The following is a 13,224-nucleotide window of genomic DNA, read 5'->3' as shown; positions in this document are numbered from 1 at the left end:
CTATAGATACAAATGCCAGTCCGATACGGGTTACTCAAAAATTCCACCATTTATATATTCATCATATATACGCTTTACTATTTCTTTGAACCTTTCCTTATTTAACGAACCTCTGAATTCATTGCCGATTTTTCAGACTTAGTTGTCAACTAAGTTGCCAAAAAAAACACTCCGCGGAGAATTTTTACGGGGAGTATCAAGCTTAAATCCGCATGGCTACTATCATTAAATAGGTGCGGCAATATGACACATGCGACAACTTGCCGCGTGTGACAATATGCCACATTCCTAATTTTATCGATTTCCATTATATTTTCCGCCAGCAGTCATACGAGCGCCTGCAATAAGCTCACAAGCTTTTGTCATAAGATTAGAGAAAATAATATGCCACTGGCACGATCTGGCCTTGTCTTCACTGACACCGGCCACTCAAATGAAAATAAGGAAAATGAAAAGAAAAAAAACCGCAGTCACCGTAACATCCGCCGTCGTAATAATGATCTTCTCAGGATTTTCAATGGCACAGAGTACAACTCCAGTTCCGGGCACTACACTATCTCCGGTTGTCGTGACGGCTAATCCGATTATTGATCGCGTTCTCATCGACCCGTTTTCGAGCACATCTGCAGTGGTCAGCGAAAGCCAGTTACGCGACCAGAATGCATTCGATCTGGCCACGGCACTTCGCCGCACCCCCGGGGTGCAAATATCACGCTATAACCCGGTGGGCGGTTTTGGCGGCGATCAGGGCGGCGCCGTCTATATTCGCGGAATGGGCGTAAGCCGTCCAGGCAGTGAAATCAAGACTTACATTGATGGCATCCCGTTTTACATGGGAGTATGGAATCATCCATTGCTCGACCTGTTACCGGTCAATGGCATGCAGTCCATCACTGTCTACAAAAGTCCGCAGCCGCAAATCAACGGTAACAACTTTGCCTCGATCAACCTGGAAACCAAACGCGCAATCGAGGATGGTATTCAGGCCAACGGAAGAATATCCGGGGGCTACTTTAGCACCTTCATCGAGCAGGTGGATCTGGTCGGCCGCCGGGGTAACGTGGATTTCATGCTGGCACAGGGTCATGCCCAGTCGAATGGTCACCGGCCCAATGCAAGCGGCGAATTGAATAATGTAATGGGACGCATTGGTTTGCGGCTGAATGCCAATTGGTCGATTGGCACGAGCTTTCTTTATGTCAATAACCAGGCACGCGATCCGGGTGACAATCGTCTCCCAGTACCTGCTGTGGCGCCGCAATACAATACCCAGGCAGGAATGGTCTCTGTTTTTGCATCGCATCGTCATGGTAACTGGCGTGGCGACCTTCGTGTTTACCACAACAGAGGAGAAGGCAACTGGCTGCACCAACCCGGACTGGAAGGGAATCAGTTCAATAATTTCCAGATGACTGGCGTTCGCTGGAAAGAAGAGTTCTCTTTATGGAAAGGTGGGGCTATTATTGCCGGACTGGATAGCGACTGGGTCTCGGGTGATTCGCGATTCAATCGCGTGGCGCCAGCACCGCAGGGCAGCTTTAATTCGCCGACTTTTCGCGTTACTTCGCCCTACATTGCACTGAGCCAAACGATCGATCTAGGCAAAGGCTGGTCACTCGTGCCAGCAATCGGCATGCGCGTTTATGACCATAGCGAATTTCGAACCAGAACCTCGCCACACGCCGGCCTGTCTCTGATATCCGAGAGGATTACGGTATTTGGTAATGTGTCGCGCGGTATCAATTATCCGGGTTTGGATGCGCCGATTCTCTCCTCCCTGATTCCCCCGCTGGGACAAAGCTGGAAGCAACTCTCCGCGGAAGAGCTCAATCACGCCGAGGTCGGCGTGAAGTTGACTCCCATGGAATCAACGCAGATCGACATCAGCCTGTTTATCGATCAGGTGAAAAATCGCTATATCTTTGGCTTCCCGCCCAATGTTCCGCCCCCTCCCCAGTTTTTGAATCTCGGTACCTATGTAATGCGCGGCGCCGAAATTGCAATCAGACAAAATATCACGCCGAACTGGACCGTATTTGGCGGCCTGACCCTGCTCGACCCCAGCATCGACAATTTGCCCTATACACCCAAGCGGGCGGTCACAGCGGGTATAAACGGGCAGATGGGGCCCATCCGCCTGACAGTCGATACTCAGTATCAGTCCAGTATTTTGGCGCTGAGCCGCCCGCGCGCGGCGGGAGCCATCAACACCGAGGAAGTCGATTCATTTGTAATCATGAATGCGCGTGTATCTCACCGGATGCCGATGCTGGGTAAAAGAGGTGAAATTTTCGTGGCCATGGAAAATCTTTTGGATGCCAACTATGCCTATCGCCCAGGGTATCCCATGCCGGGACGCTGGGGTCAAATCGGCTTATCCGCGAGCTTCTGAATACGAAGGCACGGTTATAAAGCAAGGCGTGGGTAATGGATCTCTGTTGAGACCGGTGAGTATTGATGACGAGTTTTATGTTTTAAACATGGAGGTTTTTGATGCAGTTGCTACCACTAGTACACCCTTCTGAAGACTTGACCAACGATGAAATTTCTCGGTACAGCCGTCATCTGTTGATTCCCGACGTTGGTCTGGAAGGACAACAACGCCTCAAGAACAGCAGAGTCCTGGTGATAGGCGCCGGGGGTCTGGGGTCCCCGGTGCTCCTGTATCTCGCGGCAGCCGGAGTGGGGACTTTGGGAATCATTGACTTCGATATTGTCGATGAATCCAATCTGCAAAGACAGATCATTCACGGACAATCGGATATTGGCAGATTCAAATCCAGGAGCGCGAAAGACTCGGTCAACGAGTTAAATCCCTATGTTCACGTTCAGCTTCATAACGAACGCCTCGAAGCAACCAATGCCGTAGAAATAATCTCGGGTTATGACCTGATTGTGGACGGAACGGATAATTTCTCCACGCGCTATCTTGTCAACGATGCCTGTGTGCTTGCGGAAAAGCCCTATGTCTGGGGATCCATCTTCCGATTCGAAGGGCAGGCTTCCGTCTTTTGGGAAAATGCGCCGGGTGGAGGCGGTCTGAACTATCGTGATCTGTACCCCGAACCGCCGCCATCCGAAATGGCGCCCTCATGCGCGGAGGGCGGAGTATTAGGCATCCTCTGTGCTTCGATCGGGGCAATCATGGCAACAGAGGCTATTAAGTTAATTACCGGGCTGGGTGATACCCTGCTTGGCCGGCTTGCTGTCTATGATGCGCTGGATATGACCTATCGATTTATTCCGATACGGCGGGCGCCCGTGAGAACTCCCATAACCGGATTGATCGATTATCAGGAATTTTGCGGACAAAAGCGGGCGGTAACTGATAGTAAAACGGATGTGCCGGTAATCAGCGCATTGGAGCTAAAAAAAATGCGGGAAAGCGGCACAGACTTGCAGTTGATCGATGTGCGCGGAATCGAAGAATGGAACATTGTTCATATCGAAGGCGCCAATCATATCCCCAAAAATAAAATAATGTCCGAGGATGTCTTATCCCAATTCAATAAAGAGGATTTCATTGTACTTCATTGCAAGATGGGCGTTCGTTCCAAGGATGTTCTCTTTGAGATGCGCAAGCAAGGCTTTACAAACGTTAAAAGCCTGGATGGCGGGATTTTAGCGTGGATTAGAGATGTGGATCGGTCTCTACCTCGTTATTAGTCGAGGCGTGTAAGCAAATCACCGTTTCTATTTTTTCATCGTAACCGTTTACTCTGCCACCGCGGTCCTGCTCTACCTAGCGCGTTGACTGGTTACCCATCATTCACCAGATTTTGAAAAATTGCTTTTTTTGGCAGGACAGAGATTTTTTGTCGTTTCGATCAACATACTTATATCAGGAGTTGAAAAAATATGCTGACCATACACGCTAAGCTTGTTGAGGCAATGATTGCTCAAGCACGCAAAGATCATCCCATCGAGACCTGTGGCGTCATCGCCGGCCTCGAAGGATCCAATCTTCCATTACGTCTGATCCCCATGCGGAATGTGGCCCGCTCAGAGACTTTCTTTGAGTTCGACCCGCAGCAGCAGCTGCAGGTCTGGAGAACGATGGAGGCGCGAGGTGAAGAGCCGATCGTCATCTATCACTCGCACACCGGTACGCAAGCCTATCCGAGCCGTACCGACGTCAAGCATGCGACCGAGCCCCGCTCCCATTACGTCATTATTCCAACAGACGCCAGGCATGGAGAAGAGATTCGCAGTTTCCGCATCGCGGACGGGATGGTTACCGAAGAGCGGGTGAGAATACTGGAGTCATACAAAACAGGGTGGGAATTGGCAATGGTGGCTTAAGAAACTCGGATTCCATAGCGAGCTTTGACGTTAACCAAAGTCAAATCTTTATCAGCCTTACTATCTTATCCACGATTTCTGGTTTCTCTCAAGAATGAATTTCCAAAGGAATAAATATGCCAATCACCGTGAATATCCCAACCATACTCAGACCGCTCACCAACAATCACAAGCGTATCGAAATTTCCGGTTTCAATGTTCTTGAAGTCATCGAACAGATGGAACAGCAGTATCCGGGCGTCAAGGAAAAACTGATCACCGAAGGAAAAGCGCACCGCTTTATCAATATATACGTGAATGATGATGACATTCGTTTCGGTAACGGTCTTTCCACAAGCCTGCGAGATGGCGATTCGTTAACCATTCTGCCCGCCGTCGCCGGAGGATAAACGGAATCCAACCCTTTTTCATATATAAGAAATATGAGCATGAATCGAACATTAACGGGTTGTGTGATAGCGGGCGCATTAAAAAACCCGGCGCCTGATTTTACCGCCATCGCATCTTCGCTGATTTACCAGTCTACCGCACTGGGCATGGAAATCGCTCCAAACGAGAATTCGGCGGACAATGCCGTACTCTCGTTTGAATTCAAGACTCCTCATACCACGCCTGTCATATGCGGCGTGACGAGATGGGATGACACCTCCAGGCAAGCTTCTGTGACTGAAAATATCATGCAGGCGGCTTGCGGGCTCATGTCGGTGCATGGACGAGCCAGCGGTAAATCTCGACCTCTGGGGTTGAACTACGTCTCAACCTTGACTGCCGCATTGGCACTCCAGGGAGGAGTGGCTGCCTCGATAGGTCAGCTACGAGGCCTTTCGGTGTCCAATAGCAGTGTTTCGATGGCATCCGCAGCCCTGTTGAGCGTGGGGCAGTATATAGCGGGGGCCACCGCTTCAGAATCTCCCGAAACGCTATTGCCGGACCAGATTTCACATCCTGCCTGCCTTCCCTTTGTTTCCTTGGATGGTGTCATCTTTGAACTCGAAACACTTGACGTCGGACCCTGGCAAAAATTCTGGACCGAGATCGGTGTGAGTTCAACAGTGGCCGGCAAGGGATGGATGGCCTTTTTGCTGAGATATGCCAAAGCTGTATCTCCTCTGCCTGAGGAATTGGTTAGCGCAATATCGAAATTTTCTTACTCCCATATTTCACAAATATGTATCCGCACTGGCATGGCTATTTGCCCGGTGCGCTCGATCGACGATAGGGCCAAAGACAATGACAGTAAATACGTATGGCTTCAGGGTCCGTGGGAATTCGTTTTCGAGACAAACCTCAACGGCACGGCGTCAAGTCGTGTCACCAATGACTTACCGTTGAGTGGACTTACCATCATCGAATCCTGCCGGCGGATTCAAGGCCCCCTTGCGGGACACCTGCTCGCACTTCTGGGTGCGACGGTTATCAGGATAGAACCACCGGGTGGTGACCCTCTGCGAGGTATGCCACCGATGGCCGAAGGCTGTTCTGCACGATTCGATGCGCTCAATCGCCTTAAAACCATTCGGGAAGTGGACATCAAATCTCCAGCCGGGCAAGCGGAAATCAAGGAGTTGGCGCGCCATGCCGATGTATTCCTGCATAACTGGGCACCCGGTAAAGCGGTGCTGTTAAATCTCGACCATGATGATTTGGCTACGATCAATCCTTCCCTGATTTATGCCTATGCCGCCGGTTGGGCGACAGACAGCGCCGCACATTCCCCTTCAAGTCCAATGCCCGGCACGGACTTTATGGCTCAAGCCTACTCCGGCATCGCCAAAAGAGTCGCTGAGGCTTCCGGCACGCTTGGCGGATCGTTATTTACGGTACTTGATGTACTAGGAGGCGTTGTCGCGGCACAGGGAATCACTATCGCACTGCTCAATCGATGTATGAATAATGCAGGCGGGAAAGTCACCTCATCGCTGATGAGCGCGTCAACACTTTTGTGTGCAGATGATTTTCAGAACTTATATAGCTTGCCGGGCACTGGCTCAATCCCCGGAAGCATTATCGACAATGTCTATGACACCAAGCAGGGAAAAATTGCGATCGAGTGCTGTGACCTGGAAACGCTGGTGAGATTATCCGAAGTGCTTGAAGTCGGCATCGGTATGGAAGATGATTTTGAGCAGTGCCTGAGTGACCTGTTCCTGTCAAGAACGGCGTATGAGTGGGCTGAGATTTTTGAACAGGCACGCGTACCTTCAGCCGTTGTTATTGAAGATCTCGCTGACTTGCAGACCACAGCGCATCTGCAGCCAGGCTTAAGTCCTGGCTCTTATACAAGAGTTAATTCTCCCTGGAGTTTCAAATGAATCATTCTGGCGTCATAGATATGGTTCCCGCTGAAATTCGCAAGCAGTGGGCCCAAAATGGAATTTATCCTGATAAATCCGTATATGAATTGTTTTGCGAGCATGTACGGCGGCACCCCGACAGTCCGGCAGTTATATCTCTCGATCAAACCATCACTTACGCAGAGCTATTGGATAAGATCCATCGCCTGGCTGGCAGTCTCAAAGCGCTGGGGATTGTTTCCGGAGACGTTGTGGCATACCAGCTCCCTAACAGTTGGCGTAGCTGCGTAATCGATCTCGCGGCGGCCGCATTGGGCGCGATTGTGGCGCCTTTTCCCCCAGGGCGCGGCCGCCTTGATATCCAGTCCTTGCTGAGACGGTGTGACGCGCGTTTAATTGTTGTCGAGCAGGAATACGCCGGAACCGATCTATGTAAGATGATTGAAACAATACGGCCGACTGTGCTGTCACTCCGTATTCTCGTTGTTGATGGAAGAAGCCGAAAAGGCTGGCACACAATGGATGACCTGTTTCAAGCCGAGCCAGTTGAATTAAGTCAATTACCGGAAGTCTCTCCCGAATCACCCGTTCGCCTCCTGATCTCATCCGGAACCGAATCCGAGCCGAAATGGGTTGCCTATTCGCATAATGCGCTGGCTGGTGGACGGGGACGCTTTCTGCAACGAATACATCCTGACGGAGGTACTTTCAGGGGACTTTATTTAATGCCGCTTGGCACGGCATTTGGCTCAACCGCGACATTCGGCATTTTGTCCTGGCTCGGCGGATCGGTTATTGTTCTGCCGCAATTCGATGTCGCGGCTGCCATTCAGGCCATCGCGGAGCTGAAGCCGACCTACATCTTTGGCGTCCCCACCATGTTTCAACGCATCGCCGCGGACCCGGCATTATCTAAAATCGATACCTCCAGTCTGATGGCTATTATCAGTGGCGGAGCGAAAATCGATGAAGCCTCAATCCGCCGATGTACCGACGCATTCAGATGCGGGTTTATCAGCTTATACGGATCGGCGGACGGTGTTAACTGCCACACTACCCTTGATGATGATTTGGAGACTGTTTTTCGTAAAGCGGGCCGGCCTAATCCGGACGTCTGCTCCATCCGCATAGTCGATGACCAGAAGCAGGAGGTGCCGCAAGGTTGCATCGGTGAAATTACCGCCAGAGGCCCGATAAGCCCGATGCAATATGTCAATGCTCCAGACCTGGATGCGCTATACCGGGATGAGGAAGGCTGGGTTTATACCGGAGACCTTGGTCTTATTGATAATGACGGATATCTGGTGCTGTCCGGTCGTAAAAAAGACATCATTATTCGTGGCGGGATCAATATCAGTCCCGCCCAAATTGAGAATATCGCAGTCTCTCATCCAGCCGTTGTCAGCGCCGCCTGTGTACCGGTTGCCGATCCGGATCTGGGGCATCGCGTTTGTCTCTGCCTGGTATTACGCGACGAGGTCGAGCGCCCATCGCTCTCCCAATTCGCCCGCTACCTGCGTGAACAGGGTCTGGAAACCAACAAGCTTCCGGAATATTTACGCTACTACCGGCAACTGCCACTCAGTCCGGCGGGAAAGATCGATAAAAAGCAGTTAACCGCGGAAATCGAATTTGTCCAGCGCATGACTGAACCCGGCTTTGCTCAATGGGCACATTGATGCCGGAAATACACGAAAAATCGGCACACACGGAACTAGCCAGAGTACTTGCGAGCGAAGTGAGAAAGTTTGTCGATGAAATGATCATTCCAAACGAATCGCGGTTGGCTCAAGACGGAAATGCATCATTTTGCCTGCAATCGGAATTGGCCGAGAAAGCCCGCTATGCCGGACTATGGGGTTTGTTTTATCCACTCTCCCACGGCGGAAGAATAGCGTCTCTGGAAGACTATCTGATCGTCGCTGAACAGGAGGGGCGCTCGGAATTCTCCCCGGCCATCCTTGGCAGCCACTCTGCACTCGATGCGCATATGCTGCTGAAATTTGGCACCGATGAAATCCGCCAGAATTTCCTGCAACCCATGGTGGCCGGGAAAGCCATTCCAAGCTACGGCATGACGGAGCCGGAGCATGGCGGATCGTTTCCCGCCCTGATAACGACCTCCGCATATCTGTCGAATGGCAACTGGACTATCAATGGCAGAAAATGGTTTGTCGGCAATACGGACCGGGCGACTTTTGTCACTGTCCTGGCGCGCACGGCCGAAGAAAATACAGCACCCGGCAAGGCCCTTTCCATGATTGTCGTTCCGGCTGATTCACCTGGATTCAGGGTCGAGCGTCAGATTACCGTGATGGACCGCTCCCTGGGTCAGGGCGAGATATCTTTTAGTGAGGTGCGGGTCCCTTCGCATAATCTGCTGGGTACCCGCGGCAGCGGTATTGATTTAATGAGCTGGCGGCTCGGAATGGGCCGCCAGCTTCGCTCAATGAACTGGGTGGGATTGGCGCAACGATGTTTCGATTTAATGGGCGCCCGAATTAATTCTGATCGTGGCAGATCCGCCCGGCTGCCAGAGAAGCAGCTGGTGCGCCAACATGTTGCCAAGGCGTACCAGGCTATTGCAAGTGCGCGTGCGCTCATCCGGGTAGCCGCAAGGGGTGTCGATGCCCGGCGTTCAAATGATATCGAGATCAATATCGCAAAAATAGCTGCATCACAAGCTTTATGCATCGCCTCGGACTCTGCGGTACAACTATATGGCGCCGAAGGCATCAGCGATCTTACCCCGCTTTCCGGTATCTACAGAATAGCGCGCACGTCGCGCATCCTTGACGGTTCGGATGAGTCGCTTATCAGTTCGGTGGGCCGCCGGCTCATCAATTTCTATAAAGAAGAGGACGTCTATTACTTTGACTGATTCGATTCTTGCGAGCTTTCCGAATATTTCCCGTGACTTGCCTGGATACAGTGTACTGGCGGTGTGCTTTTACTCGCTTGCATCATGGTACCGGCGCCAGTACCTGCTCATCGGCGGAGGGTACGGACAATGCCGATAATGACCGTTACCACCCGGCACACAGTGATTGTAGACATCGGGTTCCGGATTGTCCTGGTATTTGCCATGGCCTTGCCTATGCTGATCTTATATGCCATCAGCACCCTTGGGCCGCTCCTTGGCCGCGACTTACGCTTTGAACCCGCACTACTGGGTTACCTGGTAATGAGTTCATTTGGCCTAGCGGCCATCTTATCACTCTGGGCGGGTGCTATCGTGGATCGCATGGGTTCACGTTATGCGTTGATGGTGCTTTTCTCTGCCATCGCGTTGGCTTTCACCCTGATGGCAACAGTAAAAGATTTTTATGGATTAGTGGCGGCGACTGCTATCTGCGGTATCGCCCAGGCACTCGCGAACCCTGTCACAAATTTGCTGATCGCGCAGCAGGTTCCGCCTGATAAGAAAGCAAAAGTCGTGGGGCTCAAGCAATCCGGTGTTCAGGTAGCGGCCCTCTTCGCCGGCCTGATACTCCCCGGTATCGCATTTCAATATGGCTGGCGTGCCGCATTGGGCATGATTGTTCCGGTCGCGCTGTTATTCGCAATCTCGACGCCTTTGTTCACTCCCGGGAAGCGCGGCGGAACAGTTAAGGGCTTCATGTTCTCGCTGCCAAATTCGCTCCTGCTGCGGTTGATGGGCATTCAGTTTTGCGTCGGAATATCGCTCTCTGCCTTCGTCACATTCCTGCCCAGCTTTGCCATCCGGCAAGGTATGCCGTTATCCCTGGCCGGCACCTTGATTGCGGTTTTTGGCGTGATGGGAATCATCTCCAGGATAGTGTTGACGCCTATAGGAGCGAAACTCAAGGACGAATCGCTGCTTCTGCTCATGCTGATAACGATTGCAGCTTGCACGATAGCAGTGACGATGCTAGCGAGCCCGGAAACCCACTGGCGGCTATGGATCGGCGCGATTGGCATGGGACTTACCGCGGTAGGCACCAATGCAATAGCAATGAGCATGTTGATACGAGATCCGGCTTTTGGTCCGGTGACTGCCGCATCCGGCTTTATTTCGGTTGCCTTCTTCGGCGGCTTCGCGCTGGGCCCGCCGCTGTATGGCGCCTTGTCCAGCTATTCCGAAGGGTCGCTGGGCTGGAGTACGCTGATTGGTGTGCTTCTATGCGCCTGCATCATGTCGTTGGCGTTGGCCTCCACGCGCCGGAGCAAGACACAGGCATCAACCATGATGGTCTGCGCCGCTGAGCGTACGAAGGCCGCGGACATTTAAAAACTTTACAACTTCATGAGCGAATAAATCGGGAGCGGTTCTCATCGCACTATGCTGCTGTCCCGGGAGGATCTTGATCGCACTGCAAGCCAGAGCTTGGTGAAGCGTTTCGGCAATAAGATGGCGACGTGAGGGACTTTCGCCACCGAGCAGGAGCAAAACAGGAATTCGCAGGGCATGAAACCGGAAGGGTTCGAAGACGTAGCGGTCAATACTCTGCAATTCGCGGTGAATCGTGTGAGCTGCGGCGATTCGTTCTGGCCAGTGCAATCCAGCCTGCATGGCAGCAATCTCATGGGATGGTGTTTTGACGATGTCTCGAAAAAAAAGCAGCAGTGCTCCCTCTCGATTTCCCGCATCCAGCAACGTTTGCATGGATCTGTCAAGTTCGGCCGACCAACCGCTCCCAGCCAGCGAAATGGGTGGCTCATAGAGGACAAGTCCGCCGATGTTTGAAGTCAGGTTTGCAGCTTCCAGGGCACAGAGCCCTCCGAAGGAATGTCCGAGGAGGTGCACGGTACCCCCTATGGCATCAATGACCGCGGCGATATCTTCGCATTCGCGTTCGAGTGCATAGCGGTTGGCGTCGCCGCTGTGGCCACGTCCCCGCCGATCGATGGTCCACACATTGAAGTGGCGTTCAAGCGTGGCCAATACCGGTGCCCATGCGAAGTGATCGCCAGAGGTGCCGTGCACAAGTAACAAGGTCTCCCCTACGCCGCCATGCCAGCATGCGATGGGTACTCCATCCTTGGAGGAAATCAATTCCATGATTTTTCTGATTGTGAATTTTTTTGACTGTGGACTTTTTAAACGAGAAACAAAATTGAGCAAGCGGAAGAATTTAAGCCCGTGCCTGTAAATAAACAAGTCAATCCACACAGTATGCGGCTAAAACTGTTAATTCCATGGATTGTTATGGGGTCCATGTTACAAATCAGCAGCGCATTGGGTGCTGAAGAACCCAAATTCCTGGGTCAGATCAATCCCTACCTGCGCATCACCGGCGAATTTTATGGCAGCTACGAGGCATGGAACTATTTTCGGCCCAGCCCAGCAATGAATAATAACAATTCATATGATTTATGGGCACTGCGCGCCAGGCTCGGAGCGCTGCTCACGACTTCATACGTCGATGGCTATGCACAAGCCCAATACGTTGGTTTATATGGATTGCCCAATGATGCGGTTGCGTCACCCGGTGGCCCTTTAGGGCTGGGTGGCGCCTATTTCCTGGCAAATCAGTCCACTAATGCCAGCAATATTTTTCTGAAACAAGCTTATCTGAATTTCAAGTTCAATTCACTGGGCCTGCCTGGGACATTCTTGAAGATTGGCCGATTCGAGTTTATGGATGGCATGGAATACAGATCTGGCAATGACAAGTTCGATGGACTCAAAAGGGCACGTGTCGCGCAACGCCTCGTGGCGTCGAATATTGTCCATGTGGGGCGAAGCTTCGATGGCTTTAACGCTGTTTATGACCGGCCAGCTTTCAATATCACGGCAAGTGGCATGCGCCCAACCCAGGGTGGATTTACCGTCCAGGGGCAAAATGAAATTAGCGACATCAATCTGTTTTATGGGGCGCTCACCAGCAAGAAGGATGCGCTGCTGCCGGGAACCGAGGGTCGACTCTTCTATATCAATTACGATGACAAGCGTAACACTCAGGTGGTGGACAACCGCCCCGCTGCTGATCGACCGAGGCTTGATAGCCAGAACCTGAATATTCATACCATAGGCGCTCACCTGTTGACCCTTCATCAACTGAACTCGGGCAGTGTCGACGCTTTATTGTGGGGAGCTTATCAGTTTGGCGATTGGACCAGCCAGGACCATCAGGCTTGGGCTATCGCTGCCGAGGCCGGTTACCAATGGACCAACCTTGACTTTAAGCCATGGTTGCGTGCCCATTATTTTCTAAGCTCGGGCGATGATGATGCAAGCGATGGCAAGCACAAAACTTTCTTTTCGGTGCTTCCCAATGGGCGCGGCTATGCCAAGTTCCCATTCTACAACCTGATGAATATGCAAGATGCGTTCATCCAGATGACCGTCTCACCCACTCCACAGACCCGGGTAACCATTGACTTGCATCATCTGTCACTCACCAACTCGGCCGATCTGTTCTACGGTGGGTTGGGACCGACGTCGAGCTCGGGAGCATTCGGCTATTCAGGAAAGCCTTCAAGCGGCAAAAGCGACGTGGGTCAATTGGTGGATATCAGTTTCACACATGCTCTCACCAAGGAACTGTCATGGAGATTCTATTACGGGCATGCCTTCGGCGGCAGCGTCACCCGAAATATTTATAGCGGAAAAAAGGATGCCGACATGGTCTACGTAGATTTCAACTTTATTTTCTGAAAAAGG

General features: G+C 51.9%; 10 protein-coding genes. 9 read left to right on the top strand and 1 reads right to left on the bottom strand.

Annotated features, from left to right (window positions below; all coding sequences use genetic code 11):
• Positions 1-517 precede the first annotated feature (517 nt).
• The 8 genes from BLR00_RS06135 (at position 518) to BLR00_RS06100 (ending at position 10,848) form a co-directional block, all read left to right on the top strand.
• Positions 518-2,392: a TonB-dependent receptor gene (locus tag BLR00_RS06135; RefSeq protein ID WP_256324066.1), complete on the top strand. Its 1,875-nt coding sequence runs from the start codon at positions 518-520 to the stop codon at positions 2,390-2,392.
• A 101-nt stretch (positions 2,393-2,493) separates the two neighbouring features.
• A complete protein-coding gene (gene moeB, locus BLR00_RS06130; protein WP_074631569.1) occupies positions 2,494-3,666 on the top strand; it encodes a molybdopterin-synthase adenylyltransferase MoeB in 1,173 nt (390 codons plus the stop codon).
• Between the two features lie 192 nt (positions 3,667-3,858).
• Positions 3,859-4,302, top strand: a complete 444-nt coding sequence (locus BLR00_RS06125; RefSeq protein WP_074631568.1) for a M67 family metallopeptidase — start codon at positions 3,859-3,861, stop codon at positions 4,300-4,302.
• A 116-nt stretch (positions 4,303-4,418) separates the two neighbouring features.
• Positions 4,419-4,691: a MoaD family protein gene (locus BLR00_RS06120; RefSeq protein ID WP_074631567.1), complete on the top strand. Its 273-nt coding sequence runs from the start codon at positions 4,419-4,421 to the stop codon at positions 4,689-4,691.
• A gap of 39 nt (positions 4,692-4,730) precedes the next feature.
• Positions 4,731-6,614 carry a CoA transferase gene (locus tag BLR00_RS06115; RefSeq protein ID WP_107797646.1) on the top strand — a complete coding sequence of 628 codons (1,884 nt, stop codon included), beginning with the start codon at positions 4,731-4,733 and terminating at the stop codon, positions 6,612-6,614.
• Complete coding sequence (locus BLR00_RS06110; RefSeq protein WP_074631565.1) at positions 6,611-8,275, top strand: class I adenylate-forming enzyme family protein; 1,665 nt, start codon at positions 6,611-6,613, stop codon at positions 8,273-8,275. The genes BLR00_RS06115 and BLR00_RS06110 overlap by 4 nt, the downstream gene beginning before the upstream one ends.
• Positions 8,263-9,477 (top strand): acyl-CoA dehydrogenase family protein, encoded by a 1,215-nt coding sequence (locus BLR00_RS06105; RefSeq protein WP_256324065.1) that lies wholly within the window; start codon positions 8,263-8,265, stop codon positions 9,475-9,477. The genes BLR00_RS06110 and BLR00_RS06105 overlap by 13 nt, the downstream gene beginning before the upstream one ends.
• Positions 9,478-9,606: 129 nt before the next feature.
• The gene (locus BLR00_RS06100) at positions 9,607-10,848 is read left to right on the top strand and encodes an MFS transporter (protein WP_074631564.1); all 1,242 of its coding nucleotides are present in this window, start codon (positions 9,607-9,609) and stop codon (positions 10,846-10,848) included.
• Here the strand turns inward: BLR00_RS06100 and BLR00_RS06095 are convergent.
• Complete coding sequence (locus tag BLR00_RS06095; RefSeq protein WP_074634161.1) at positions 10,798-11,619, bottom strand: alpha/beta fold hydrolase; 822 nt, start codon at positions 11,617-11,619, stop codon at positions 10,798-10,800. The genes BLR00_RS06100 and BLR00_RS06095 overlap by 51 nt on opposite strands.
• A gap of 147 nt (positions 11,620-11,766) precedes the next feature.
• On the opposite strand from BLR00_RS06095, the gene BLR00_RS06090 reads away from it, so the two are divergent.
• Positions 11,767-13,218, top strand: a complete 1,452-nt coding sequence (locus tag BLR00_RS06090; RefSeq protein ID WP_074631563.1) for an alginate export family protein — start codon at positions 11,767-11,769, stop codon at positions 13,216-13,218.
• Positions 13,219-13,224: the final 6 nt, after the last annotated feature.

Origin of the sequence: Nitrosospira multiformis, from assembly GCF_900103165.1 — a bacterium.
In the GTDB taxonomy this organism is placed as follows: domain Bacteria; phylum Pseudomonadota; class Gammaproteobacteria; order Burkholderiales; family Nitrosomonadaceae; genus Nitrosospira; species Nitrosospira multiformis_D.
Note: the sequence above shows the minus strand (reverse complement) of the source record. Positions and strands in the feature narration are given on the sequence as shown.

What these genes read in the sequence shown, in the direction of transcription:
- BLR00_RS06135 (WP_256324066.1), top strand. Translation starts at nt 518, where the DNA reads ATGGCACAGAGTACAACTCCAGTTCCGGGCACTACACTATCTCCGGTT.
- BLR00_RS06120 (WP_074631567.1), top strand. Translation starts at nt 4,419, where the DNA reads ATGCCAATCACCGTGAATATCCCAACCATACTCAGACCGCTCACCAAC.
- BLR00_RS06125 (WP_074631568.1), top strand. Translation starts at nt 3,859, where the DNA reads ATGCTGACCATACACGCTAAGCTTGTTGAGGCAATGATTGCTCAAGCA.
- moeB (WP_074631569.1), top strand. Translation starts at nt 2,494, where the DNA reads ATGCAGTTGCTACCACTAGTACACCCTTCTGAAGACTTGACCAACGAT.
- BLR00_RS06095 (WP_074634161.1), bottom strand. Translation starts at nt 11,619, where the DNA reads ATGGAATTGATTTCCTCCAAGGATGGAGTACCCATCGCATGCTGGCAT.
- BLR00_RS06110 (WP_074631565.1), top strand. Translation starts at nt 6,611, where the DNA reads ATGAATCATTCTGGCGTCATAGATATGGTTCCCGCTGAAATTCGCAAG.
- BLR00_RS06100 (WP_074631564.1), top strand. Translation starts at nt 9,607, where the DNA reads ATGCCGATAATGACCGTTACCACCCGGCACACAGTGATTGTAGACATC.
- BLR00_RS06105 (WP_256324065.1), top strand. Translation starts at nt 8,263, where the DNA reads ATGGGCACATTGATGCCGGAAATACACGAAAAATCGGCACACACGGAA.
- BLR00_RS06115 (WP_107797646.1), top strand. Translation starts at nt 4,731, where the DNA reads ATGAATCGAACATTAACGGGTTGTGTGATAGCGGGCGCATTAAAAAAC.
- BLR00_RS06090 (WP_074631563.1), top strand. Translation starts at nt 11,767, where the DNA reads ATGGGGTCCATGTTACAAATCAGCAGCGCATTGGGTGCTGAAGAACCC.